Here is a 23,997-nt window from a genome sequence, read left to right as displayed (position 1 = left end):
TTGTTGGGAAGGTCACGGGAGGAATGATCGGAAGTCACTCGCCAACATTGCAAGGAATTTCTTGCGTCACGTAACTCTGTTACATGGAGAGCGTGATATTATTACGTTGTATATGTAATGATATTACATGAACCGCGATATCGGGTTCACGTCCGTGGCGGTTTCAGCCCGGCCAGCGAACAGACATGGTCGAGCAATGCTGAGAAATCCCGGCCCGCGAAGGCCGCGTCGCCCTTGGCCAGCGCCAGCGATTCACGCACCGCCGCGCCCGCGAACATGGGGATGCCGGCCTCCCGCGCCGCCTCCAGCGCCAGGCTGACGTCCTTGTGGGCCAGCGCAATGCGGAAGCCGGGCTCGGTGTCGCCCTTCAGCACCTTGTTGGGCCAGGCGCTGACCAGATGGCCGTTGGTGGCCGTGGTGCCGTTGATCACGTCCAGCGTGGTGGCGATGTCTAGCCCGAAGGCCTGAGCCAGGGAAATCGCCTCCGCATCGATCTGGCAGACCGCGATCGCAATCAGGTTGTTGACCAGCTTGGTGCGGATGCCGGCGCCGGGACCGCCGCAATGGTGGATGGTCGATCCCATCGCTTCCAGCAGAGGCTTCACGCGGCCGAAGTCGTTGCCCGAAGCGCCCACCATGAAGAGCGACTCGCCGGCGATGGCATGGGCGACCAGGCGGCCGACCGGTGCGTCGACGAAGCCGATGCCGGCCTCGTTGAGTTCCCGGCAGAGCCGGTCGGTCGTTGCCGGCGCGATGGTCGACATGTCCATCAGAAGCTGGTCGGGCCGCCCGTGGGCGCGCACCCCCGCGGCGCCCAGCGCCACTTCCTCCACGTCCGGCGAATCCGGCAGCATGGTGACGATGATGTCGGCCTTCCCGGCCACCTCGGCGACGGAACCGGCCACCGCGGCCCCCAGTTCCGCGACCTCGATTTCCTTCGAGCGGTCCGCGTCGAAGACCACAAGATTGTGGCCGGCGCGCGCCAGGTTCGCCGCCATAGGGCCGCCCATGGCGCCCAGGCCGATGAAACCGATCGTTTCCGTCATGGCTCAGTCTCCCGCTTCGAGGACAGGCAGGTTGCGCAGCACTTCGCGCGCCTGCGCCGCATCGGCGGCGATCTGCGCCTTCAACGCTTCCAGCCCGTCGAACTTCCGTTCCGGCCTGAGGAAGTCGATGAAGCGCACCTCGGCGCGCTTGCCGTAGAGGTCGCCCGAATAGTCGAAGACATGCACTTCCAGCAGCACGTCGGATTTCTCGAAGGTCGGCCGCCGGCCCAGGTTGGCGACGCCGTCGCGCCAGACCACCCGGCCGTTCTCGGGCCAGCCGATCTGGACCGCGTAGACGCCGAACTGCGGCTCCAGATAGCCGCCGAGCGAGATGTTGGCCGTCGGGAAGCCGATGGTGCGGCCGCGCTGGTCGCCCCGGCGAACGCGGCCGTGGACCTCCCACCAGTGGCCCAGCAGTTCGGCCGCGCGGCGGGGCTCGCCCTGCCAGAGCGCATCGCGGATACGTGTCGACGAAATCACTTCCTGGCCCTCATGCACCGGCTCGACGACACTGACGCCGAAGCCCCGCTCGACCGCCGCATGACGGAGCAGCGCGACATTTCCCGCGCGCTTGTGCCCGAAGGCGAAATCGTAGCCGACGACGATGTGGCCGACACCCAGACGGCGGCAGAGCACATCCTCGATGAAGTCCGTCGCCGACATGCGCGCGACCGCTTCGTCGAAACGCGACACGGCCATCATGTCGATGCCGGTCTCGCAGAGCCCGACGACGCGGGCGCGGAAATTGGTCAGGCGGAAGGGCGGCGCCTTGGGCGCGAAGTATTCCCGCGGGTGAGGCTCGAACGTGAGCACGCCCGACGGCGCGCCACGCGCCCGGGCGTGATCGCGGGCCATGCCGATGAGCACCCGGTGGCCGCGGTGGACGCCGTCGAAATTGCCGATGGCGACGGTGGCGCCGCGGAGACTCTGCGGGGCCGGGGTGTTGAGCCGTACGAGCCGCATGGACCGCCGGGTCACTTGCCGCGGCGCGGCGGCATGATCCAGGCATCGCCGACGATGACGTTCTTGCCGCCGACAGTGCAGGTGCAGGTGAAGTGCACCCGGCCCTTGTCGGCCAGCACCTCGTCGACCTCGGCGCGGGCGGTGACCACATCGCCGATGCGCACGGGCGCCACGAACTTCAGATTCTGACCGAGATAGATGCCACCCGGCCCCGGGAATATGGTGCCGAAGATGGTCGACAGGAAGCTGCCCGAGAGCATGCCGTGGGCGATGCGGCCCTTGAACATGGTTGTCTTCGCGTAGTCCTCGTCCAGGTGCAGCGGGTTGTCGTCGCCGGAAGCGTCGGCGAAGGACTGGATCAGATCCCCGGTGACCTCGCGGGTGTACTCCGCGGCCATGCCGACGGAGATGTCCTCCAGATAGTAGGTCGTGCCCTTTTCGGTGATTGCCGGCATCGCTTCCCCTTTCCCCTGCGCCGTTGCCCGCCGGCGCGCGCGGACTATAGGCGCGCGTCCCGGAGGCGACAAGACGGCCGGCGCACGGCCCGGTTTACGCAAAATTCAGGAAAACCGGCGATGGTGGGGGCCGGCCTCTGCATCCCCCGTGCGGTGAGTAATGCGTATCGACCAGAACATGCCGATCCTGATCGTGGACGATTACCTGCAGATGCTGCGGATCATCGGCAACCTGCTCCGCCAGATCGGCTTCACCAACATCGACACCGCGATGGACGGCGCCGCCGCCCTGCGCAAGCTGCGCGAGAACGACTACGGCCTGATCATCTCCGACTGGAACATGGAGCCGATCACCGGCTACCAGCTGCTGGAGGAGATCCGCGCCGACGAGGAACTGCACGATCTGCCGTTCATCATGGTCACCGCGGAGAGCAAGACCGAACACGTCATCGCCGCCAAGCAGGCGGGCGTGAACAACTACATCGTCAAGCCCTTCACGGCCCAGACGCTCAAGGAGAAGATGGAGCTGGTCTTCTCCGATTATTGAACGCTGCCGCACCGCCGCTGCGGTGTGGACAACCGGCTTCCAGATACCGACATGGCCTTTTCAGGCGGTTCCTGCGGGAACCGCTGGCGCAGAAGAACCGATCTGGAGAACAAGAACGATGCGCAATCGAATGACCGCAATCGCCGCCGCCCTCGCCCTCGGAGCCGGCGTCACCGCAGCCGGCGCCCAGCCTGCCGGCGAAAGCCACATGGAACTCGAGGGCGCCAACGTCCTCAGCGTTGGCGGCGAGGAGATCGGCGAGATCGAGGAAGCCATCATCGACGGCACCGGCCGCGTGGTCGGCGTCGTGGTCGAGTTCGGCGATTTCTTCGACCTGGACGACCGCGAGGTGCTGATGACGCTCGACGAACTGGACTACAGCCCCGACGGCTTCGTCACCGACATCACCGAAGCGGAGGCCGAGGCGCTGATCGAATGGGACCGCGAGATCGATGACATGGACGTCGTCGACGTCAACGGCCACGAGATCGGCGAGATCGAGAGAGCGCTGGTCGACCGCTCCGGCCAGGTATCCGCGCTGGTCGTCGAGGTCGGCGGCTTTCTCGGCATGGGCGACCGTGAGGTAATCATGTCTCTGGAGAAGCTCGAATACGCCAGGGGCGACTACATGACCCGCCTGCCGAAGGCCGAGATCGAGAACCTGCCCGAATGGGAGGGCTGAAACGCCCCATCCGGCCGGCCGCCTGACGGAGGAGCTGTGTCATCTTCGACTGGATCACGGGCGTCATCGAACAGGGCGGCTATCCGGGCATCGCCTTCCTGATGTTTGCGGAGAACGTCTTTCCGCCCATCCCCTCGGAGCTGATCATGCCGCTCGCCGGGTTCAGTGCTGCCCGCGGGGAGCTGGACATCGTTCTGGCGACCCTCGCCGGTTCGGCCGGTTCCCTGCTGGGCGCGCTGTTCTGGTACGGCATCGGACGCTGGCTGGGCGAGCACGAACGGCTGAAGCGTTTCGCCGAAGGCCACGGACGCTGGCTGACCCTGACGCCGAAGGAGATCGACCGGGCCCGCGACTGGTTCGAACGCCATGGCGGCAAGGCGGTCTTCCTCGGCCGCCTCGTGCCTGCCGTGCGGACGTTCATTTCCGTGCCGGCCGGCGTGGCCCGCATGTCCCTGGCCCGCGTCACGCTCTACTCGGCGCTGGGCACGGTGATCTGGACTGCGCTGCTTTCGGGGGCGGGCTTCCTTCTGGAAGACCAGTACCAGCGCGTCGCCGGCTGGGCCAACCCGGTATCGAACGCCGTCGTGGCCTTGCTCGTGATCTGGTACCTCTACCGTGTGATCACCTTCCGCAAGGGAGGCTGAGCGGCCTGCTCAGGCGGCCTGCATCGCCTCGGGAAAGACACGCTGGGCGAAGCGCGGATAGGTTTCGGCGATCTCCAGCGAAACGTGACGGCGGATTTCGTCCAGCGTCGCCCGGTCGGGCAGCACGGTCTCCGGCACGTCATCGGGCACGTCGAAATCGAAGCCGGTGTTGTCGCGCACCTCCTCGACCGTATGGCCGGGATGGACGCTTTTCAGATGAAAGCGCGCGCGCGCCGTGTCGAACCCCATCAGGCACAGTGGCGTAACCATCGCGTAGGGCCCCCCGGTGCGGTAGATGTCCTTGCCGCTGGTGCCCGGCGTGGAGACGAAATCCACCTTCGGTACGAAGACGCGGCGGCTGTGCTCCTCCCGGAACAGGATCACCCGCGGCACCAGATAGTAGAGATAGGCGCTGCCGAAGGAACCCGGCCAGCGGATGTCGTTGTTCGGATAGTCGCCGGTCCCCACCAGGTTGATGTTGGCCTGACCGTCGATCTGCCCCCCGCCCAGGAAGAAGGCGTCCAGCCGGCCCTGGCCGGCCCAGTCGAACAGTTCCACACCGCCATTTGTCATCAGGTTGTTGGCGCGGCTGCCGAGAATGTTGACGTGCATCGCGCCGCCGCTCTGTCGCCGCGCCAGCAGGCAGCCACCGCCCGGAATGGGCGAGGACGCGCCGGCCGCCACCAGACGGCAGCCCTCCAGCAGGCGTGCGATGATGGCGATCAGCAGCTCTTCCGGCTTGACCTCGTCCGGGGAGGGCCGCGCCGGGTTCATTCCGCGGCCGCCTGAGCGCTCTCGCCCAGGACATGGGCGCGGAGATACTCGGCGAACCCTTCGTCGGAGCGGGCTGCAGCGACATAGCCCTGCATGTGCGCGTCGTCCGTGGCGTATTCGTTCCAGAACGGCAGCGGCCAGGCGCCGTGCCGGGCTTCGGCGACGCCGCCCACATAGATGGATGACAGCGTGCCTGCGGCAGTGGCGTCGTCTTCCAGCAGATTGCCTTCGACGATTTCCTCGACCGTCACCAGCGATTGCTTCGCTGCGCCGGCCATGGCGAACAATTCCCGACGGATGCCGAGATAGACATTGCCCTGCCGGTCGGCCTTGAGCCCGTGGAAGATCGCGAAATCGGGGCGCAGCGCCGGCAGCAGGACGATCGGGTCCTCGTCGGCCGAGAACGGGTTCTGCTGCACCAGCCAGTCATCGCGGTTGGCCAGGATGTCGGAGCCGATCATGCCCCTCAGCGGCATGTAGGGAATGCCCTTCTGGCCGGCCTGAATGGCCGCGTGAACCGCCGGACAGGTCGCGTCCTTCACCTTCAGGGTGCCGGCCTTCAGCGCCGCCTGGAACCGCGGCGCGCCGCCGAACTCGCCCAGGGTCACCGCGGAGGTCTCGATGGTCGATACCGCGCCGGCGCCGATCAGCATGTCGCCCTGCAGGCCGGTGACCGGCACACAGACCAGATGCAGGTTCTTCACCCCGCGCCGCACCAGCGCCCGGGTGAGCTCCATGGAAACGCCGGAATAGTCGGGCGGCACCGCAATCTGGGCCCCGTCGGGCACCATCGCGGCCAGTTCCTCGGCGGATGAGCGGATCGCGTCAGCCATGTCACTTGTCTCCCCGGAAACGCATCTCTTACAGACATATCATGTTCCAGTGATGCAAAACAGTCACGAAGTCCGACAAACCCCTGTGTTCTCTTGCAAATTCACTCTGGAGATGGTAACTAAGTACAAATTGCAAGTGGAAATTCGATGGCGCGCGCGAAAATTGCGACGGTGAAGGGCAGCAAGGCGGTCGTCCTGCCGGACGACATCGCCCGGCGGCTGCATCTGATGGCGGGAGACACCGTCTACATCCGGGAGACCAGCCGGGGGATCGAAATCAGCGCAATGAGCCCGATCGAGGAAGACGACCTCCGCAGCGCCCAGGAAGCCATGCGCGCCTACCGGGAGAAATGGCGCTTCGCCGGAGGCTGACTGCCAACGGGTTCCCCCTGCATCGAAGGCGCACTACTCTCCCCGGACCCATGGCGACCGGGAGACCGCCCGAATGAACGAACGCGTCCAGCGCTGGCTGATCAGCGCCGCCGATCTGCAGGATCGCCTAGCCGATCCCGATCTCCGCATCTTCGATTGCACCACGCGGCTGGAGCCCGATCCGCAGAGCACCTACCGCGTCGTGCCCTGCCGCGACGAATACGAGGCCGCCCATGTTCCCGGCGCCGCGTTCATCGACATCCAGCAGGATCTCTGCAGGCCCCATCCGACGCTGCGCTTCACCTTCCCCGATGCGGACGCCTTCGCCCGCGGCGCGGGGGCGCTGGGCATCGGCGACGGCAGCCGGGTCGTGCTCTACAGCCGCCACCATCCCATGTGGGCCACCCGCGTCTGGTGGATGCTGCGCGCCTTCGGTTTCGACAACGCGGCCGTGCTCGACGGTGGCATCGACAAGTGGGAGGCCGAGGGACGGCCGATCGAGCAGGGGGCGAACAGCTATCCGCCGGCGACGTTCACGCCCGCGCCCCGGCCGGAACTTGTCTACGACCGCGAGCAGGTGCTCGCCGCACTGGCGGACAAGGGCTCGGTCGTGGTCAACGCCCTTTCCCGTGAGCAGCACGAGGGCGGTGGCACGCACTACGGCCGGCCCGGCCGGATTGCAGGCTCGGCCAATGCGCCCGCGCGGGAGATGGTGCGGCCTGACCGCACCTTCCGGCCTCTGTCCGAATTGCGACAGCTCCTCGACGAGGCCGGCGCCGACGAGTCCAAGCGGGTCGTCACCTATTGCGGCGGCGGCATCGCCGCCACGACACCGGCCTTCGTTATGGCCCTGATGGGCCAGGACGAGGTCTCGCTCTACGACAATTCCCTCAGCGAATGGTGTGTCCACCCCGAACTGCCCATGGAGAGCGATCGGTCATGAAACATCTCTTAGCGTTCTGCCTCGGACTGATGCTTCTCGTCCCCGCCGGCGCGCACGCCGCGGACCCCAGCCTGGTGGGCGAACTCGATCCGGGGCTGATCGACGCGATCGGCAACCGTGCGCTGGACAACATACATCTGGGCCAGTGCGCCCCGGAAAGGAACTGCCAGCCGGCGACGTCCGCCGAGAAGCGCCGCGGCGTGATTACCGGCAACATGACGGCGGACGCGATCCGGCGCGGCGCCGGCTCCGCCTGGGCCGATCACTGCGGCTTCGAGTGGGGCGAACGCTCCTTCCTGCCGCTGATGGAGCGGGAGCAGAACAGCGGCTGCTGGAACCCGCGGCAGCTCGCCCTGATCTCGGTTACTCACGGCCTCGCCATGGCGCTCTTCCGGGACGAGTTGAAGTCCAAGGGCCATATCTGCGATCCTGCCACGCAGGAGCGGGTCGAGGCCTATCTGCTGAAGATCGGCGGCATGACGCGGCGGAACGACTGCCGCGAATAGCGCCGGTTCAGCCCTCGCCCGCAAGACCCTCGAGAGCGTCGCCGTACAGCACGCGGATGTCCGCCGCCTCGTCGCCTGCGCCCAGCTTGTCGTAGAATCGCCGGCCACGGGCGTTGTCGCGCCGCACGCCCCAGAAGACCGCGTCGCAGCCTGTCGCCAGGGCATGCAGCGCCACGGCCGCCATCAGGCTTCGGGCGACGCCGCCGCCCCGCCACTCCGGCGTGACATAGAGATTCTCCAGCCACCGAGCGGGCTGCGCCGTTTCGGCGTGATAGGCCAGATTGTGAGCCGCGTAGCCGACGACGATCCCGCCGGCCACGGCGACTTCCGTCGCCAGGATCGCGTTATCGCCGATGAAATCCCGTATCATGACGGAGGCATCGAAGGGACAGAGCGCCTCTGCGCCCAGGTCCTCGAAATCCAGCGCGTTCGCCAGTTCCGCCAGACGCGCCGCATCGTCCGGCGCCGCCCGCCTGATCGTCCACTTGCCCTCGTCCATCCGCCACCCCCGTTTCAGCCGCGCCGTAGATAACGCCGATGCCATCGGTTCCCAAGCGGCGCTTGCAATTCCAATTTGATAATGATTATCATTTTCATATCAATCGAGAGGAGCGCATCATCATGATTCTCGCCATGCAGCCCCCGTCCCTGCGCATCGACACCGCCCGGCTCGGCGAATGCGAGCGTCTGTTTCTCTGGTGCGTGCGAAGCTGGGTGCACGCCGCCTTCCGCCGCACCAGCTCAGAGGACCTGCGTCTGGCCCTGCTTGCCCATCGCCTGGAGCCCGCGGCGGCCGAGATCGACGGCCTTATGCGCCAGATCGCGGCCCATGCCAGCGGCACCGTCGACATCCGCATCCGCCGCGCGACCGAGTTGAGCGGCGACGAGATCCGCCTCCTTCGCGCCCTGCGCGCTGGCTTCCTGGGCCTGCCTGAACTGGGCGACGCGCTGCTGGCGCCTCTGGTACATCAACCGGGAAGGGCCGCGGCGATGCAGCGCCTCTGGGCGCTGGCGGAGTCCTTCCGTTCCGCCGGGCTCGACGCCTGCGACTGGCCACAGCCGGAGGGCCGGGCCGACCGGACCGGCGACGACCGCCGCGGCCGCCGCAGCGCACCCGGCAACGACGTGGCCTGACAGGTCGCCCTCCTCCCGCTTCCCTGCCGCTTGGGAAGCTGCATTATCATGCGGACAATGGCCCGGGGCGGCCGGCTGAGGGAGGACATCGGCGATGGCGATCATCACGACCCGCGAGGACGGGATCACTACCATCCTGATCGACAGGGCGGCGGTCAGGAACTGCGTCAACCACGAGACCGCGCTGGAACTGCGGAAGGCATTCCGCGCGTTCGACGAGGACGACAGCCAGAAGATTGCGGTGCTGGGCGGCGTCGGCGGCTGTTTCTGCGCAGGCTACGACCTGAAGGAGGCCGCGGACGGCGCCGGCGCGCTCAACTACGAACCGGAGGGCGAAGGCCCGATGGGCCCGACACGCATGCTGCTCGACAAACCGGTGATCGCCGCGGTGGACGGCTACGCGGTCGCCGGCGGGCTGGAGCTTGCGCTGTGGTGCGACATGCGCGTGATGGAGGAGGACGCCACCTTCGGCGTCTTCTGCCGGCGCTGGGGCGTGCCGCTGATCGACGGCGGCACCGTGCGCCTGCCGCGGCTGATCGGCCAGTCGCGGGCGCTCGACATGATCCTGACCGGCCGTGCGGTCGGCGCCGAAGAGGCGATGGCCTGGGGCCTCGCCAACCGGGTGGTGGCGAAAGGGCGGGCGCACGAGGCGGCGACGGAACTGGCCCGGGAGATCGCGCGCTTCCCCGAGGTCTGCATGCGCGCCGACCGCCGTTCGGCCCACGAACAATGGGGTCTGGACCTGAGCGAGGCGCTGAACAACGAAGGCCGCGGCGGGCTGAAACCGCTGATGGAGGAGACGGCGAAGGGCGCGGCCCGGTTCCGGGACGGCAAGGGCCGCGGCGGCGATTTCGGCACCATCTGACCTCCGCCGCGCGCTTGCGCGCCGCCGGCGGAGCGCCTAGTTTCCGCATCGGATTGGGGCGTGGCCAAGTGGTAAGGCAGCGGCTTTTGGTGCCGCCATTCGCAGGTTCGAATCCTGCCGCCCCAGCCAGCCCTCCGGCGCCGGACCGAACCGGCCCCGGCGGCGCGGCCCGCCCATGCGTCAGGCCCGGTTGCGCATGCCGTGCGGGGCACGGATCATGAGGTCCGTATGGCACTATCCGAAAACCCAGCCGCGGAAGGGGGGCCCGGGCTGACCGCGGTCCAGCGCTGGGCCATCCTGGCCTGCATCGTCCTGTCCGGCACCCTTTACAGCCTGGCCATCCTGGTCGTCTCGGTCCTGTTGCCGCAGATGCAGGGCAGCCTGTCGGCGACCCAGGACCAGATCTCCTGGGCGATGACATTCAACATCCTGGCCACCGCCGTGGTCACGCCGATGACGGGCTGGCTCACCGCGCGCTTCGGCCGGCGCCCGGTCATGCTCTGGAGCACGGGCGGATTCACCCTGGCGACGCTCGGCTGCGGCCTGTCCGACAGCCTGCTGACCATGGTGCTGTGGCGCATCGTGCAGGGCGGTTGCGGCGCGCCGCTTGTGCCGCTGGGCCAGGCCGTGATCCTCGACACCTTCCCCAGGGAGCAGCACGGCAAGGTCACGGCGATCTTCGGCATGGGCGTGGTGGTGGGACCGGTCATCGGACCGGCGCTTGGCGGCTACCTGGCCGAGCTCTACAACTGGCGCTGGGCGTTCTACATGATCGTGCCGCTGGGCCTGATGGCGCTGCTCGGCCTGGCGCTGTTTCTCACCGACAAGGGGAAGGAAGACGACGCGCGGCTGGACTGGACCGGCTTCCTGGCCCTTTCCGTGGCGGTGATCTGCCTGCAGCTCATGCTCAGCCGCGGCCAGCGCCAGGGCTGGTTCGAGAGCCCCGAGATCGTAATCGAGGCGGCGATGGCCGTCCTCGCCTTCTACGTCTTCGCCGCGCACACGTTCACGGCCCGTCGGCCCTTCCTCAACCCGAAGCTGCTGCTGGACCGGAACTACGCGGTCGGGCTGGTGGTGGTCACGATCTACGGCATGCTGAATTTCACGCCGATGGTGCTGCTGCCGCCCATGCTGCAGGACCTGCTCGGGTTCCCGGATTCGGCCATCGGCCTGATTCTGGGCTTTCGCGGCGTCGGCGCGGTGGGCGGCTTTTTCGCCGCCATGTGGCTGTCGAAGCTCGACCCGCGCGTCGGCATGTGCCTCGGCTACTCGATGCAGGCGGTCTCCGGCTGGTTCATGGCCGAATTCGGTCTGGAGATCACGATCACCGACGTCGCCATTCACAGCATCTTCCAGGGTCTCGCCGTCGGCATCATCTGGGTGCCGCTCACGGTCGCGACATTCTCCACCCTCGACCCGCGGCATCTGGCGGAAAGCTCCGCCGTCTTCCACCTGCTTCGCAATCTGGGAAGCTCGGTCTTCATCTCCCTCTCGGTCACGATCGTGATCGTCACCGGCGCCATGAACTACGCGGACCTCACTGAATTCATCAATCCCTTCAACGAGCTGCTGCGGATGCCGGAAATCATGGGCGGCTGGAGCGCGGCGCCGGAGGGCGGCCTGGCGCGGCTGGAGAACGAGGTCGCCCGTCAGGCGGCGCTGATCGGCTACGTCAACGCCTTCTATCTCTATTCCCTGACCAGCGCAGCCGCGGTGCCGCTGATCCTGCTGATGCGCGTGAAGCGCCGGAAGGCGACCTAGCGCCCGGTAAATCGCGGCGTGCGCTTCTCGTTGAAGGCGGCCAGTCCCTCGGCGCGGTCGGCAGAGCGGGCGTGCAGCGCGTTGAGCGCCAGTTCGTAGGACAGGGCGGCGTCCAGCGGCTGCTCCAGACCATTGTCGACCATGCGCTTCATGCGCTCCAGGCCGACGGGACTGCGCCCGGCCAGCCGCTCGACCATCTCCGCCGTCGCGTTCAACAGTTCGGCGTCGGCCACGACGCGGTTGACCAGCCCCCATTCGGCCAGCGTCGCGGCGGGCAGGAAGTCGCCGGAGAAGATCAGTTGCTTGGCACGGTTGGGCCCGACCTTGCGCGGCAGGCGGACCGAAGAGCCGCCACCGGGGACCAGGCCGTAATTGGCGTGGGCATCACCCAGCCGCGCGCTCTCCGCCGCGACGACCAGGTCGCAGCAGAGCACCAGTTCCAGGCCGCCGGCCAGGGCGAGGCCGTTGACCGCGGCAATCACCGGCCGGGGGAACCGCTCCACCTTCACCAGCACGTCCCGAAGCCGTTCGAGAAATGCGGCATTCGCGGCCGGACCGTCGTCGCCGCTGACCCGCTCCTGCGCCGCCTTCAGGTCGACGCCCGCACAGAAGGCGCGGCCCGCGCCGGTGAAGACCAGCGCACGCAATTCGCGCCGGGCGGCAAGCAGGGCCATGAGGTTCTCCAGATCGGCCAGCATGCCCGCCGAAATGCTGTTCATCTTGTCCGGGCGGTTCAGCGTCACCCAGACCGAAGTCGCCCGGTCATCGACGATCAGCGTGCCATTATCCATGTCGAGCGCCCCCTTCTCCGTTGCCCGGCGGCGAGACTACCGCGTGCGGGCCGCCGGCGCATCCGGCCCGTTTCTTTGTCCTGCCCCGCCAATGGGGTACCATGCGGGACGCCGACCGAATGGAGAGGGCACCGCCCTCACGTCCCCAAGAGACCGCCGCCGGCGCAACGTCCGACGCCATGGCCGCGTCAGGCGCCGCCGGTTTCCGACGAGGGGTCCGCGCAACAGGAAAGACAGCGAGACATGACATACAGGGAACTCAAGCGACGTTACGAAACTGGCCGGCTCGACCGCCGGTCCTTCCTGCAGGGCGCCGCCGCCGTCGGTGCGCTGGGCGCCGCGAGTGTGCTGGCAGCCCCCCAGGCGCAGGCCCGGAAGAAGGGCGGCACCATGCGCATGGGCAAGGCGCACGGTCAGACGACGGATACGCTGGATCCCGGCACGGCGGAGAACGGTTTCACTACGGCTCTGCTCTATGGCGTGCACGGCTTCATGACCGAGGTCGGCGATGACGGTTCGCTCCGACCCGGCGTCGCAGAGAGCTGGGAAGCGTCGCCCGATGCCAAGGTCTGGACCTTCAAGCTGCGTCCCGGCGTGATCTTCCACAGCGGCAAGACCCTGGATGCCAGCGACGTGGTCGCCTCGGTCAACCACCATCGCGGTGAGGAGTCCACCTCCGCCGCCGGACCGATCGTCAAGCCGATCAAGGACATCAGGACGCCCGACGACATGACCGTCGTCTTCGAACTCGAAGCCGGCAATGCCGACTTTCCCTTCGTGCTGAGCGACTACCACCTTGTCATCGGACCGGCGAAGGACGGCAAGCTGGACTGGAAATCGGGGGACGGCTGCGGCGCCTACCGGCTGACCCGCTTCGACCCCGGCGTCGCCGCGGAGTTCGAGAAGTTTGCGGATTTCTGGGACGATGGCCGCGGCTTTTTCGACGAGATCGAGATGCTCTGCCTGGTCGATCTCAATGCGCGCACCACGGCGCTGGTTTCCGGCGATGTCGACGCCATCGACCGGCTGGACCTGAAGACGGTGGGGCTGCTGGGCCGCCGGCCCGGGGTCGACATCCACTCGGTGGCGGGCAACCAGCATTACACCTTCGCCATGTCGACCAATCACGATCCCTACACCGACAACAATGTCCGTCTCGCCCTGAAGCACGCGGTGAACCGCGAGGAACTGGTGGAGAAGATCCTGTTCGGCTATGGCACCGTGGGCAACGATCATCCGATCGGCCGCGGCCAGCGCTACTACAACGACGAGATGGCGCAGACCAGCTACGATCCCGACAAGGCGAAGTACCACCTGAAGCAGGCCGGCATGGACAGCCTGGAGGTCAGCCTGTCTGCTTCCGACGCGGCCTTCGGCGGCGCCGTCGATGCTGCCGTGCTGTTCCAGAACTCCGCCAAGGAGGCCGGCATCGACATCAACGTCGTCCGCGAACCGAATGACGGTTATTGGTCGGACGTGTGGATGAAGAAGCCCTTCAGCGCCGTCTACTGGAGCGGCCGTCCGGTCGAGGATCAGATGTTCTCCACTGCCTACCAGACGGACGCGGCGTGGAACGACACCTTCTGGTCGAACGAGCGCTTCGACGAACTGCTGATCGCGGCCCGCGCCGAACTGGACGAGGCGAAGCGCCGGGAGATGTACTACGAGATGCAGGCGATCCTGAACCAGAACGGCGGCGCCATAATCCCGATGTTCGCCTCATGGGTCTTCGCCACAACCGACAAGGTCGGCCATGGCGAGTTCGCTTCGAACTGGGACCTGGACGGCGAGCGCTGGATGGAGCGCTGGTGGTTCAAGTGATCTGACCGTCTCCCGACGAGCGAAGCATGCGGGCGGGCCGCGCCGGTAACCGGGGCGGCCCGTTGCGTTCCGGCCCTTGACCTGCGTCAAGGCTGGCGAGCGCCATGTGTGTCACCTATCTGTCGGCGCACAAGGCATCCGGAGGGTCGACAGCCGTGGCCGAAGACGAAACGCAGGACGAGGCGCGCCGCCTACTGGCCGACCCGGCGACCCACGGCGGCGGCAAGGTCGAGGTCGTCGAAACCCACGCCAACGTGATCTTTCTGGGTCCCGAACTGGCCTTCAAGATGAAGAAGGCCGTCCGCTATCCCTATCTGGATTACGGCACGCCGGAGCGGCGGCGGCGCTTCTGCGAGGCGGAGGTCGAGATCAACCGCCGCACCGCACCGGAGATCTATATCGACGCCGTTCCGTTGACGCGGGAGCGCGGGGGAGCGCTGGCGCTGGACGGCGCCGGCGAACCGGTTGAGTGGGTCGTGCGCATGAAGCGCTTCGACGACGGCAAGCTGCTCGACCGCCTGGCGCGGCGGGGCGAGCTGACCGACCGGATCTGCCGCGACGCGTCGGACGTCATCTTCGACTTCCACCAGCAATCCGAGACGCGCGCCGGGCGCGACGCCGCCGCCGACATGGCCGCGGTGGCGGACGGCAACATCGCCGAGCTCCGGCGTCACGGCGAGGCGGTTTTCGAGGATCGCGCGATCGACCTGCTCGAAGAGCGCACGCGGCAGGCCATCGAATCCGGGCGGAGCCTGCTGCGCCAGCGGGCCGCGGGGGGCGCTGTGCGCCATGTCCATGGCGACCTGCACCTGCGCAACATCGTCCTGCTCGATGGACGCCCGACCCTGTTCGACGCCATCGAGTTCGATCCGGGCCTAAGCGACATCGACGTTCTCTACGACCTGGCCTTCCTGCTCATGGACCTGCTGCACCGCGACCTGAAACGGGAAGCCAATCTGGTGATGAACCGATATCTGGCGCGCGGCGGCGATTATCGCGGCGTGGGCCTGCTTCCCCTCTACCTGTCGCTCAGGGCCGGAATCCGGGCGCACACCACCGCCTCGGCGGCCAAGGGGCCCGGGGACCGGGAGAAGGCCGGGGAAGCGCAGGCCTATCTCGACCTTGCGCTGGCGATGCTGGAGCCCGACCACCCACGCGCCGTCGCCATCGGCGGGGCCAGCGGCACGGGCAAGTCGACGGCCGCGGCCATGCTCGCCCCGACGCTGGGCGAGGCCGCGGGCGCGGTGCACCTGCGCAGCGACGTCATCCGCAAGCGCCTGAAAGGCCGAAGGCCCGAGGAGAAACTGGGCGAGAGCGCTTACAGCTCGGCGGTTTCCCGTCGCGTCTTTCACACCCTGGCCGAGGAAGCGCGGACCGTGATCGAGGCCGGCAGGCCGGTGGTCGTCGACGCCGTCTTCGGCCATGCCAGGAACATCGATCCGCTCAGCGCGGCTCTGGCCGTTGAGGGCGTGAGCCTGGAAGGCTTCTGGCTTGACGCGGACCCGGCGATCCTGCGCGAACGTGTCGGCGGTCGCCGTGACGATGCCTCCGACGCCGACGAGCGGGTGCTGGCGAAGCAGCTGGGCAATCTGGAACGGCCTGCGGGCTGGCGGCTCATCGACGCGTCCGGAAGCCCGGAGGACACTGTCGCGCTGATCCGCGCCGCGCTGAACGAGGACAATTCCGGCGCCCCACAAGGCCGATCCCGGCTATGACGCTCCGATCGACGCGCCGATGCAGCGGGCGGCATGTATGGCCAGCATCTTCTCCTCGTCCGTCGGCAGGCGGAGCAGCCTGATCCGGCTGCTTGCCGCGTCGAAACGCTCCGCGCCTGCGGCGTTCGCGGCCTCGTCCACCACGGCGCCAAGCAGGCCGAGCCGGCTGCAGATGTCGGTGCGGATCGCCGGCGCGTTCTCCCCCACCCCGGCGGTGAAGACCAGCCCGTCCAGACCGCCGAGACTGACCGCCAGCGCGCCGATCTCGCGGGCGACGCGATAGCAGAAATACTCGATCGCGAAGGCCGCCTCGGGCGTGCCGGCTGCCCGCAGTTCACGCATGTCGCCGCTCAGCCCCGACAGTCCCTTCAGGCCGCTGTCGCGGTAGAGCATGTGCTCCACCTCGGCCAGCGGGCGGCCTTCCCGCCACAGATGCAGGACCACGCCCGGATCGAGCTGCCCTGTCCGCGTCGCCATGGGCAGGCCGTCCAGGGCGGTGAAGCCCATGGTGCTGTCGACGCTGCGGCCGTCGCGCATGGCGCAGAGACTGGCGCCTGCGCCGAGATGGGCCACGATGACCCGTCCCGAGGCGAGTTCGGGATCGAGATTGCGGAGCCGCCGGGCGATGTATTCGTAGGAAAGGCCGTGAAAGCCGTAGCGGCGGACGCCGGCTTCGGTCATTTCGCGCGGCAGGGCATAGACCTCGGCCACTTTCGGATGATCGCGGTGAAACGCGGTATCGAAGCAGGCGACCTGCGGCGTCCCCGGCAGCGCCCGGGCCAGCGCCACCATGCCGGCCAGGTTATGCGGCTGGTGAAGCGGCGCCAGCGGAATGAAGGCCTCCAGTTCGCGCACCACCGCCCCGTCCGCCAGCAGCGGCCAGACATGGTCGGGTCCGCCGTGAACGATGCGATGGGAGCAGGCGACGATCGTGTCTCCGCTGAAAGCCTCGCCAATCCAGGTCACCAGCGCATCCATGGCGCGCTCGTGGTCGGCGCCCGGCAGTTCCTGCGAACGGGTTTCGCCCGCCGCTTCGGCGCGGAAGGCGCAAGCGTCAGACCCCAGCGCGTCGACATGGCCGGCGGCGACCCTTTCCAGCGACGGCAGACGGAACGCCCCGAACTTGACGGTCGAGGAACCGGCGTTCACCGCAAGGATCAGATCGCCCGCCATCAGTCTTCCCCCATCACCGCCGCGGCAGCCGCGATGCGCCGCGCATGGGCGACCAGCGCGGCGACGGCGGCAGAGGCGAGGCGCGCGGCCGCGTCGTCCGCACGGCTTGTCAGGATGATGGGCGCACGTGCGCCCATCACCACGCCGGCAGCGCGCGCATTGGCGAGGAAGGTGAGCTGCTTGGCAATCATGTTGCCCGCCTCCATGTCGGGTGCGACCAGAATGTCGGCGCGGCCGGCGACCGGAGAGTGGATGCCCTTGATCTCGGCCGCCTCCACGCTGACGGCGTTGTCGAAGGCCAGTGGACCGTCCAGATCCGCCCCGGTGATCTGGCCGCGGTCCGCCATCTTGCAGAGGGCGGCGGCGTCCACCGTGGACGGGATCTTCGGCGTGACCGTCTCGACCGCCGACAGGATTGCGACCTTGGGCCGCTCGATCCCCAGGGCGCGCACGCAGTCGATCGCATTCTGGACGATATCCGCCTTGGCCAGCAGATCGGGATAGATGTTGATGGCCGCGTCCGTGATGAAGTGAAGGCGGTCCTGGCCCGGAATCTCCAGGGCGAAGACGTGGCTGAGGCGCTTCTCCGTGCGCAGGCCGGTCTCTCTTGCGAGCACGGCATGGAGCAGTTCGTCGGTGTGCAGACTGCCCTTCATCAGCGCCTCCGCGCGGCCCTGACGGACGGCCGCCACCGCCATCTCCGCCGACTCGTGGCTGTGGCGGGTGTCGATCCGGGGCCAGGCCGAGATGTCGAGACCGAGCGCCGCCGCCGCATCGTCGATGCGGTGCCGCGGCCCGACGAGCAGAGGCTCGATGAGGCCCGCGCGCGCAGCGTCCGCGGCGCCCTGCAGGGAGGGCGCGTCACAGGGATGAACGACCGCCGTCGGCGCCGACGGATAGCCGGCGGCGCGCGCCACCAGTGCGGAGAAGATGTCAGCCATTGTTCCCGATCGCCCGAATTGTCCGTGCCATGCGCAGCATGACCGCGGCGCGCCGGAGAGGCATTGCGCCAGATCAAGACCGCCGGGGCCAGTGTGGTTCGCACAATTGAGCCAGATCAAGATCGCCGGCCGCCGCCGCCGCTATGCTCGCACCATTCTGGGAACAACGCATGGAGGGGCGTCAATGGCCTCGATCTCGACCATCGTGAAGAAGCACGTCGAAGCCGCCGTCGCCGAGGCCGCGGAAACCGGCTATTCCCGCGAGGAAGTCGCGCGCTCGATGATGTCCTTCGTCATGCAGATTTACCGCGAGAACCGGCCGATCGAGGAGATCGCCGAGGAACTGCGCTACATCATCGACAATCTCGACCCGGACGAGCAGTACGCCTTCATGCGGCCCTGAGTGCGGCCTGCGCGGCCCGGAAGGTCTTCGTCGGCAACGGATGAGGCACTACGCTGAAGCCCGGACCGCCGCGAGAGGAGCCGCATCATGGAAGACCTGTTGCCGTCGGGCGTCCGCACCGGGCGCGTGGACAATCTGAACGGGCTGGAGATGTTCTACCTGGAGGCCGGTTCACCCGACGCGCCGGTCCTCCTGCTGCTCCACGGCTTTCCCGAACTCGGCTTTTCCTGGCGCAAGGTGATGACGCCGCTGGCCGCCGCCGGCTACCGGGTCATCGCGCCCGACCAGCGCGGCTACGGCCGGACCACCGGCTGGAACCCCGGCTTCGAGGACCCGGAACGGGCCTGCCGCATGCTGAATCTGGCGACGGACGCGCTGGGTCTGCTCAAGGCGCTCGACATCCGGGAGGCCGCGGCGGTCGTCGGACACGATTTCGGCTCGCCAGTGGCCGCTCACTGCGCCCTGATCCGGCCCGACATCTTCCGGCGCGCGGCGCTGATGAGCGCCCCCTTCGGCGGGCCGCCGCCGCTGGAAGCGAGACGCGGGAGCGGCGATATCCACGCTGACCTCGCCGCACTGCCCCGCCCGCGCAAGCATTATCAGTGGTACTACGTCACACCCGAAGCCGACCGCGACATGCTGGATGCGCCGCAGGGCCTGCACGACTTCCTGCGCGCCTACTATCACGCGAAGAGCGGCGACTGGCCGGGCAACCGGCCCCGGGAACTGGCGGCGTGGAGCGCGGATGAACTGGCGAAACTGCCGGCCTACTACGTCATGGACCGTGATGCCGGCATGGCGGAGACCGTGGCGCCCGACATGCCGACGCCGGAAGAGATCGCCGCCTGCGGCTGGCTGACGGACGCGGAGCTGGCGGTCTATGTCGAGGCCTTCCGCCGGACCGGGTTCCAGTGCGCGCTCAACTGGTACCGCAACATGACCGACCCCGCCTATCTGGCCGACATGCGGGTCTTCGCCGGCCGGCGACTGGACGTACCAGCCTGTTTCATCGCCGGGGCGCGGGACTGGGGCATCCACCAGCGCCCGGGCGCGTTGCAGGCTATGGCCGAGCGCGCCTGCGCTGACTGGCGCGGGACGACGCTGATCGATGGCGCCGGCCACTGGGTCCAGCAGGAACGGCCCGAGGCGGTTGTCGGCGCACTTCTCGACTTCCTGGCGGACTAACCGTTCAGCACCAGCGCCATGATCACGGCGCCGGCAAGGCCGCCCAGCACCGCGGCGCCCGCCGTGAGCCAGGCTGTGCGCTTGCGCCGCTTCGCGGTGACATCCAGGGTCTCGGAGGCCATCACGGGCAGCGCCGACAGCCGGTCGATGGCGATCTCCGTCCGCGCCAGCAGCCTGGGCACCCGGTCGATCATGTCGAGCGCCGTGCCGAGACCGTCAACGACGCGCGCCTCCAGCCCCAGATTCTCCTCGGCCCAGCCTTCGACGACGGGCTGCGCCGCCTCCCAGAAGTTGATCTCCGGGTCCAGATCACGGGCCACGCCTTCCACCGTGACCATCGTCTTCTGCAGCAGCAGAAGCTCGGTCCGGGTCTCCATGTCGAAGGTCTTGGTGATGCGGAAGAGCTGCGCCAGCAACCGGCCGACGGAAATCTCGCTCACCGGCTTGCCGCGGATCGGCGCGCCGATGGATCGGCAGGCCTGTGCGAAGGCGTCGACCGACTTGTGACGCGGCACGTAGCCGGCGGCGAAATGCACCTCCGCCGCCCGGCGGTAATCGCCGGCGATGAAGGCCCCCAGCATTTCCGCCATGAATATGCGGGTTGGCCGGTCCAACCGGCCCATGATGCCGAAATCGACTGCGACGATGACGCCATCGGGCTTCACGAACAGGTTCCCCTGATGCATGTCGGCGTGGAACAGCCCCTGGTTCATCGCCTGCCGCAGGAAGATGCGGATGACGCGGACCGCGACTTCCTTCAGGTCGATGCCCGCCGCTTCCAGCGCCGCCCGGTCGCCCATGGAGATGCCGCGCACCCGCTCCATGGTCAGCACCGACTCGCTGGTGCGCTCCCAATCCACCGCTGGCGCCTCAAAATCGGGATCGCTCTCGAACATCTCCCCGATTTCGTCGGCGGCCGCCGCCTCCAGCCGGAAGTCCATTTCCAGCTCGACGGTTTCCTGCAGGGTCCGCACGACCTCCGTCGGCTTCAGGCGGCGAAGCTCGGGCTCGGCCCGCTCGGCCATCGCGGCCAGCCAGTAGAACAGCCCAAGGTCGCGTTCCATCATTTCCGCGATGCCGGGCCGGACGACCTTGACCGCCACCTCCCGGATCGTCTCGCCGTCGCGCACGGTCGCAAAATGAACCTGAGCGATGGAAGCGGCCGCCACCGGCTTTTCGTCGAAGCTCTCGAACAGCTCCTCCAGCGGGCGGCCCAGCTGATCCTCGATCTTTTCCTTCGCCTTCACGAACGGGAAGGGCGGCAGCCGGTCGCGCAGACGGTCGAGGTCATGGGCAATGTCCTCGCCCAGCAGGTCGGCGCGCACCGACAACGCCTGTCCGAGCTTGATAAAGGAGGGTCCCAGATCCTCGAAGGCAGCGGCCAGCCTTTCACCTGGCCGCCGTTTCCGGTTCTTGCGGCTGCGCAGCGCGAACAGCCGGGCCAGCCGCATGACCAATGGCGGGGCGTCGAACTGCTGCAGGGGGAACAACGCGTCGTGACGCGCCAGGGTGCGCGCGATGACGATCAGCCGACCGAGATAGCGGAGCTTCCGGAACATCGCGACCGACCCGATCATGGCCGGCCTGCACCGCGGGCGCGAAGCGATCGGTCCCCGGAAGCCATCCGGGTCAGATCCGCCAGCCGTGGTGAATGGCGGCAACGCCGCCGGTCAGGTCCTCGTGGGCCACGCGGCGGAACCCGGCCTCCTCGATCATCGCGGCGAAGGCCCGCTGATCGGGAAACCGGCGGATGCTCTCGGCAAGATAGCGGTAGGCGGCCTCGTCGCCGGCGACGAGGCGGCCCAGGCGCGGCAGCACCTGGAAGGAATAGACGTCGTAGGCCGGACGCAGCGCCGCACGCACGCTGGAGAATTCGAGGCAGTAGAAACGCCCGCCCGGCTTCAGCACACGCCGCATCTCCGCAAGCGCCTTCGGTATGCGGGTGACGTTGCGGATGCCGAAGGCGATTGTCACGGCGTCGAAGCGGTGATCGGGAAAGGGCAGCGCCTCGGCGTCGCCGACGACCCAGTCGATGCCGCGGACCATGCCCCGGTCGATCAGCCGGTCGCGCCCTGCCGCCACCATGGCTTCGTTGATGTCGCAGAGCGTGACCTTCGCCGTGCCGCCGGTGCGTTCCAGGATGCGCCGGGCGATATCCCCGGTCCCGCCGGCCAGATCGAGGATGCGCTCCCCGGGCCGGGGCCGGAGGGCGGCGACAAAGCGTTCCTTCCAGAGGCGGTGGACGCCCCCGGACATAAGGTCGTTCATCAGATCGTAGCGGCCGGCGACCGAGCGGAAGACTTCGCCCACGCGTGCGGATTTCTCCGCCGCGGGGACCTCCGAAAAGCCGAAGCTTGCCTTCTCTTCATCGCTGTCCGTCATGGCGGGATGGACCATAGCGGAGGCCCGAGGGCCGCGCTACATTGCGGCCCATGCCGGAACTGCCCGAAGTCGAGACCGTTCGTCGCGGACTGGAGCGCCGCCTGAAGGGGCGCGTGTTCTCTCGGGTCGAGGTGCGCCGGCCGGACCTGCGCTTTCCCTTGCCCGAGAACATGGCCGAACGCCTGACCGGCCGCCGCGTCGAGGCCCTGCGCCGCCGCGCCAAATACCTTCTGTTCGATCTCGACGACCGCCAGACCCTGATCGGGCACCTGGGCATGTCGGGGAGGATGCACATCCACGACGCCCTGCCGAACGCGCAACGCCCGCACGAGCACATCGTCTTCGTCGCCGACGACGGCACCGCGGTCACATTTCAGGACCACCGCCGTTTCGGCTTCTTCGACCTGGCCGAGACGAGTGCGCTGGAAAGCCACCGGTTCTTCGCCTCGCTGGGACCGGAACCGCTGGACGCCGCCTTCGACGGCGCCGAGCTGAGCCGTCGCCTCGCCGGCAAGCGGACGCCGATCAAGGCCGCGCTGCTGGACCAGCGGATCGTCGCCGGCCTGGGCAACATCTATGTCTGCGAAGCGCTGTTCCGCGCCGGCATCTCGCCAAAGCGGATCGCCGCCACCGTCGCCGGCCGGCGTGCAGAGCGGCTGGTCCCGGAAATCAAGACCGTGCTGGAGGAAGCCATCGCCGCCGGCGGCTCCACGCTGCGCGATTATGTCCAGGCCTCCGGCGAGCTGGGCTATTTCCAGCACGACTTCCGGGTCTATGGCCGTGAGGGCGAGCCCTGCCGGAAGCCCGGCTGCAGGGGCGCAGTGGGGCGGCTGGTGCAGTCCGGCCGTTCGACGTTTCATTGCGGGACCTGCCAGCGATGAGGCGCCTGGCCGCCATCGCCGCACTCTGCCTCGCGCCACTGCTGGTGCGGGCCGACGGCTGGATCGAGACCCTGGACATTCCGCTGATGCCGGGCCTGGTGGTCAACGCCGACAGCGAGACCGTGTTCGAGACCGCCGAGGGCCGTGTCGTCGTGGTACGTGCAGCCGGACCTGTTGCGCGCGAGGCCGTTGAAAGTTACTACGCCTCGGCCCTGCCCGGTCTCGGCTGGAACGCCGGACCCGGCGGCGGGCTCCTGCGCGACGGGGAGCGCATGGAACTGGAAATCAGGGGCCAGGGCGGCGAGACCGCCGTGACCTTCAGGCTGGCGCCGCGCTGAACGGCGGCGACCGACATACGGGGAGACCGGACATGGCCTATGAATGCATCCTCACCGACACGCGGGGACCCGTCGGGCTGATTACGCTCAACCGACCGGACGCGCTCAATGCGCTGAACAAGCAGCTCATGGACGAACTGACCGACGCGCTGATGAAGTACGAGGCCGACGACGCCATCGGCGCCATGGTCATTACCGGCTCGTCCAAGGCCTTCGCGGCCGGCGCCGACATCAAGGAGATGCAGCCCAAGTCCTACATGGACGTCTACATGGAGGACTTCATCACCGCCAACTGGGAGACCGCGAGCAAGGTGCGCAAGCCGGTCATCGCCGCGGTGGCGGGCTATGCGCTGGGCGGCGGCTGCGAACTGGCCATGATGTGCGACTTCATCCTGGCCGGCGAGAACGCCAAGTTCGGCCAGCCGGAGATCAACCTGGGCGTCATCCCGGGCGCCGGCGGCACCCAGCGCCTGACCCGCTTCGTCGGCAAGTCCAAGGCGATGGAGATGGTGCTCACCGCGCGCATGATGGACGCCGAGGAGGCCGAGCGCTCCGGGCTGGTGAGCCGCATCGTGCCTGTCGACGACCTGGTCGAGGAGGCCGTCAGCACGGCGACCAAGATCGCCGAGCTCTCGCGCCCGTCGGTGATGATCGCCAAGGAATCCGTCAACAAGGCTTACGAGACCATGCTGCGCGACGGCATCATGTTCGAACGTCGCGTCTTCCACTCGCTGTTCGCGACCGAAGACCAGAACGAGGGCATGGCCGCCTTCGCCGAGAAGCGCAAGCCCGCCTTCAAGAACCGGTAGGCAGTCGATCCAGGCGCGCGAGGGATGGCATGG

At 67.9% G+C, this 23,997-nt stretch carries 27 protein-coding genes and 1 tRNA gene; 17 read left to right on the top strand and 11 right to left on the bottom strand.

Features of this window, described 5'->3' with window-relative positions:
• Positions 1 to 146: 146 nt before the first annotated feature.
• Genes CWC60_RS19635 through CWC60_RS19625 form a run of 3 tightly spaced genes read right to left on the bottom strand, consistent with a single transcriptional unit; the run spans position 147 to position 2,464 of the window.
• Entirely contained in the window at positions 147 to 1,046 is a 900-nt protein-coding gene (locus CWC60_RS19635) for an NAD(P)-dependent oxidoreductase (protein ID WP_109795624.1), read from the bottom strand.
• A 3-nt stretch (positions 1,047 to 1,049) separates the two neighbouring features.
• Positions 1,050 to 2,009 carry a bifunctional riboflavin kinase/FAD synthetase gene (locus CWC60_RS19630; protein ID WP_109795623.1) on the bottom strand — a complete coding sequence of 320 codons (960 nt, stop codon included), beginning with the start codon at positions 2,007 to 2,009 and terminating at the stop codon, positions 1,050 to 1,052.
• A gap of 11 nt (positions 2,010 to 2,020) precedes the next feature.
• Positions 2,021 to 2,464 (bottom strand): MaoC family dehydratase, encoded by a 444-nt coding sequence (locus CWC60_RS19625; protein ID WP_109795622.1) that lies wholly within the window; start codon positions 2,462 to 2,464, stop codon positions 2,021 to 2,023.
• 160 nt (positions 2,465 to 2,624) lie between these two features.
• Between CWC60_RS19625 and CWC60_RS19620 the strand changes: the two genes are divergently transcribed.
• The 3 genes from CWC60_RS19620 (at position 2,625) to CWC60_RS19610 (ending at position 4,337) form a co-directional block, all read left to right on the top strand.
• Positions 2,625 to 3,011: a response regulator gene (locus CWC60_RS19620; protein WP_109795621.1), complete on the top strand. Its 387-nt coding sequence runs from the start codon at positions 2,625 to 2,627 to the stop codon at positions 3,009 to 3,011.
• Positions 3,012 to 3,141: 130 nt separating this feature from the next.
• Positions 3,142 to 3,693 (top strand): PRC-barrel domain-containing protein, encoded by a 552-nt coding sequence (locus tag CWC60_RS19615; RefSeq protein WP_164516648.1) that lies wholly within the window; start codon positions 3,142 to 3,144, stop codon positions 3,691 to 3,693.
• Between the two features lie 101 nt (positions 3,694 to 3,794).
• Complete coding sequence (locus tag CWC60_RS19610; protein WP_206420053.1) at positions 3,795 to 4,337, top strand: DedA family protein; 543 nt, start codon at positions 3,795 to 3,797, stop codon at positions 4,335 to 4,337.
• Between the two features lie 9 nt (positions 4,338 to 4,346).
• On the opposite strand, the gene CWC60_RS19605 is transcribed toward CWC60_RS19610, so the two are convergent.
• On the bottom strand, positions 4,347 to 5,111 hold the full coding sequence (locus CWC60_RS19605) for a CoA-transferase (RefSeq protein ID WP_109795618.1): 765 nt from the start codon (positions 5,109 to 5,111) through the stop codon (positions 4,347 to 4,349).
• A complete protein-coding gene (locus CWC60_RS19600; RefSeq protein WP_109795617.1) occupies positions 5,108 to 5,944 on the bottom strand; it encodes a CoA transferase subunit A in 837 nt (278 codons plus the stop codon). The genes CWC60_RS19605 and CWC60_RS19600 overlap by 4 nt, the downstream gene beginning before the upstream one ends.
• Before the next feature lie 147 nt (positions 5,945 to 6,091).
• Between CWC60_RS19600 and CWC60_RS19595 the strand changes: the two genes are divergently transcribed.
• The 3 genes from CWC60_RS19595 (at position 6,092) to CWC60_RS19585 (ending at position 7,765) form a co-directional block, all read left to right on the top strand.
• On the top strand, positions 6,092 to 6,316 hold the full coding sequence (locus CWC60_RS19595) for an AbrB/MazE/SpoVT family DNA-binding domain-containing protein (RefSeq protein ID WP_109795616.1): 225 nt from the start codon (positions 6,092 to 6,094) through the stop codon (positions 6,314 to 6,316).
• Between the two features lie 73 nt (positions 6,317 to 6,389).
• Positions 6,390 to 7,259 (top strand): sulfurtransferase, encoded by an 870-nt coding sequence (locus CWC60_RS19590; protein WP_109795615.1) that lies wholly within the window; start codon positions 6,390 to 6,392, stop codon positions 7,257 to 7,259.
• Positions 7,256 to 7,765 carry a hypothetical protein gene (locus tag CWC60_RS19585; protein WP_109796420.1) on the top strand — a complete coding sequence of 170 codons (510 nt, stop codon included), beginning with the start codon at positions 7,256 to 7,258 and terminating at the stop codon, positions 7,763 to 7,765. Before CWC60_RS19590 ends, CWC60_RS19585 begins: the two co-directional genes overlap by 4 nt.
• Positions 7,766 to 7,772: 7 nt before the next feature.
• On the opposite strand, the gene CWC60_RS19580 is transcribed toward CWC60_RS19585, so the two are convergent.
• Positions 7,773 to 8,264, bottom strand: coding sequence for a GNAT family N-acetyltransferase (locus CWC60_RS19580; RefSeq protein ID WP_164516647.1), 492 nt, complete (start codon positions 8,262 to 8,264; stop codon positions 7,773 to 7,775).
• 122 nt (positions 8,265 to 8,386) lie between these two features.
• Here CWC60_RS19580 and CWC60_RS19575 point away from each other — a divergent pair, with 122 nt between their 5' ends.
• The 4 genes from CWC60_RS19575 to CWC60_RS19560 all read left to right on the top strand — a co-directional run bounded on the left by CWC60_RS19575 (position 8,387) and on the right by CWC60_RS19560 (position 11,525).
• The gene (locus CWC60_RS19575; RefSeq protein ID WP_109795612.1) at positions 8,387 to 8,899 is read left to right on the top strand and encodes a hypothetical protein; all 513 of its coding nucleotides are present in this window, start codon (positions 8,387 to 8,389) and stop codon (positions 8,897 to 8,899) included.
• Between the two features lie 94 nt (positions 8,900 to 8,993).
• Positions 8,994 to 9,764, top strand: coding sequence for a crotonase/enoyl-CoA hydratase family protein (locus CWC60_RS19570; RefSeq protein WP_109795611.1), 771 nt, complete (start codon positions 8,994 to 8,996; stop codon positions 9,762 to 9,764).
• A gap of 54 nt (positions 9,765 to 9,818) precedes the next feature.
• A tRNA-Gln gene (locus CWC60_RS19565) sits at positions 9,819 to 9,893 on the top strand.
• A gap of 99 nt (positions 9,894 to 9,992) precedes the next feature.
• Complete coding sequence (locus CWC60_RS19560; protein WP_109795610.1) at positions 9,993 to 11,525, top strand: DHA2 family efflux MFS transporter permease subunit; 1,533 nt, start codon at positions 9,993 to 9,995, stop codon at positions 11,523 to 11,525.
• Here CWC60_RS19560 and CWC60_RS19555 read toward each other — a convergent pair.
• Positions 11,522 to 12,316, bottom strand: coding sequence for an enoyl-CoA hydratase/isomerase family protein (locus CWC60_RS19555; RefSeq protein ID WP_109795609.1), 795 nt, complete (start codon positions 12,314 to 12,316; stop codon positions 11,522 to 11,524). The two genes, CWC60_RS19560 and CWC60_RS19555, sit on opposite strands and share 4 nt — an antisense overlap.
• 243 nt (positions 12,317 to 12,559) lie before the next feature.
• Here CWC60_RS19555 and CWC60_RS19550 point away from each other — a divergent pair, with 243 nt between their 5' ends.
• Positions 12,560 to 14,137 (top strand): ABC transporter substrate-binding protein, encoded by a 1,578-nt coding sequence (locus CWC60_RS19550; protein ID WP_109795608.1) that lies wholly within the window; start codon positions 12,560 to 12,562, stop codon positions 14,135 to 14,137.
• A 155-nt stretch (positions 14,138 to 14,292) separates the two neighbouring features.
• Positions 14,293 to 15,852 carry a bifunctional aminoglycoside phosphotransferase/ATP-binding protein gene (locus tag CWC60_RS19545; protein ID WP_164516646.1) on the top strand — a complete coding sequence of 520 codons (1,560 nt, stop codon included), beginning with the start codon at positions 14,293 to 14,295 and terminating at the stop codon, positions 15,850 to 15,852.
• Here the strand turns inward: CWC60_RS19545 and CWC60_RS19540 are convergent.
• Both CWC60_RS19540 and CWC60_RS19535 read right to left on the bottom strand, forming a co-directional pair.
• Entirely contained in the window at positions 15,847 to 17,025 is a 1,179-nt protein-coding gene (locus tag CWC60_RS19540; protein WP_109795606.1) for an acetate/propionate family kinase, read from the bottom strand. The genes CWC60_RS19545 and CWC60_RS19540 overlap by 6 nt on opposite strands.
• On the bottom strand, positions 17,025 to 17,966 hold the full coding sequence (locus CWC60_RS19535) for a bifunctional enoyl-CoA hydratase/phosphate acetyltransferase (RefSeq protein ID WP_109795605.1): 942 nt from the start codon (positions 17,964 to 17,966) through the stop codon (positions 17,025 to 17,027). The genes CWC60_RS19540 and CWC60_RS19535 overlap by 1 nt, the downstream gene beginning before the upstream one ends.
• Positions 17,967 to 18,150: 184 nt before the next feature.
• Here CWC60_RS19535 and CWC60_RS19530 point away from each other — a divergent pair, with 184 nt between their 5' ends.
• Positions 18,151 to 18,369 carry a hypothetical protein gene (locus tag CWC60_RS19530; RefSeq protein WP_109795604.1) on the top strand — a complete coding sequence of 73 codons (219 nt, stop codon included), beginning with the start codon at positions 18,151 to 18,153 and terminating at the stop codon, positions 18,367 to 18,369.
• Between the two features lie 87 nt (positions 18,370 to 18,456).
• On the top strand, positions 18,457 to 19,554 hold the full coding sequence (locus tag CWC60_RS19525; RefSeq protein ID WP_109795603.1) for an alpha/beta fold hydrolase: 1,098 nt from the start codon (positions 18,457 to 18,459) through the stop codon (positions 19,552 to 19,554).
• Here the strand turns inward: CWC60_RS19525 and ubiB are convergent.
• Both ubiB and ubiE read right to left on the bottom strand, forming a co-directional pair.
• Complete coding sequence (gene ubiB, locus CWC60_RS19520; RefSeq protein WP_206420052.1) at positions 19,551 to 21,131, bottom strand: 2-polyprenylphenol 6-hydroxylase; 1,581 nt, start codon at positions 21,129 to 21,131, stop codon at positions 19,551 to 19,553. The genes CWC60_RS19525 and ubiB overlap by 4 nt on opposite strands.
• Positions 21,132 to 21,183: 52 nt before the next feature.
• Positions 21,184 to 21,936 carry a bifunctional demethylmenaquinone methyltransferase/2-methoxy-6-polyprenyl-1,4-benzoquinol methylase UbiE gene (gene ubiE / locus CWC60_RS19515; protein WP_109795703.1) on the bottom strand — a complete coding sequence of 251 codons (753 nt, stop codon included), beginning with the start codon at positions 21,934 to 21,936 and terminating at the stop codon, positions 21,184 to 21,186.
• A gap of 50 nt (positions 21,937 to 21,986) precedes the next feature.
• Between ubiE and mutM the strand changes: the two genes are divergently transcribed.
• From mutM to CWC60_RS19500, 3 genes are read left to right on the top strand one after another with little or no spacing between them, the layout of a single operon-like run.
• Positions 21,987 to 22,817, top strand: a complete 831-nt coding sequence (mutM, locus tag CWC60_RS19510) for a bifunctional DNA-formamidopyrimidine glycosylase/DNA-(apurinic or apyrimidinic site) lyase (RefSeq protein WP_109795602.1) — start codon at positions 21,987 to 21,989, stop codon at positions 22,815 to 22,817.
• The gene (locus CWC60_RS19505; RefSeq protein ID WP_109795601.1) at positions 22,814 to 23,155 is read left to right on the top strand and encodes a hypothetical protein; all 342 of its coding nucleotides are present in this window, start codon (positions 22,814 to 22,816) and stop codon (positions 23,153 to 23,155) included. Before mutM ends, CWC60_RS19505 begins: the two co-directional genes overlap by 4 nt.
• 32 nt (positions 23,156 to 23,187) lie before the next feature.
• Positions 23,188 to 23,964: an enoyl-CoA hydratase gene (locus tag CWC60_RS19500; RefSeq protein ID WP_109795600.1), complete on the top strand. Its 777-nt coding sequence runs from the start codon at positions 23,188 to 23,190 to the stop codon at positions 23,962 to 23,964.
• Positions 23,965 to 23,997 lie beyond the last annotated feature (33 nt).

Origin of the sequence: Minwuia thermotolerans (assembly GCF_002924445.1) — a bacterium.
GTDB lineage: Bacteria > Pseudomonadota > Alphaproteobacteria > Minwuiales > Minwuiaceae > Minwuia > Minwuia thermotolerans.
This window is presented reverse-complemented; position numbering and strand designations above follow the sequence as displayed.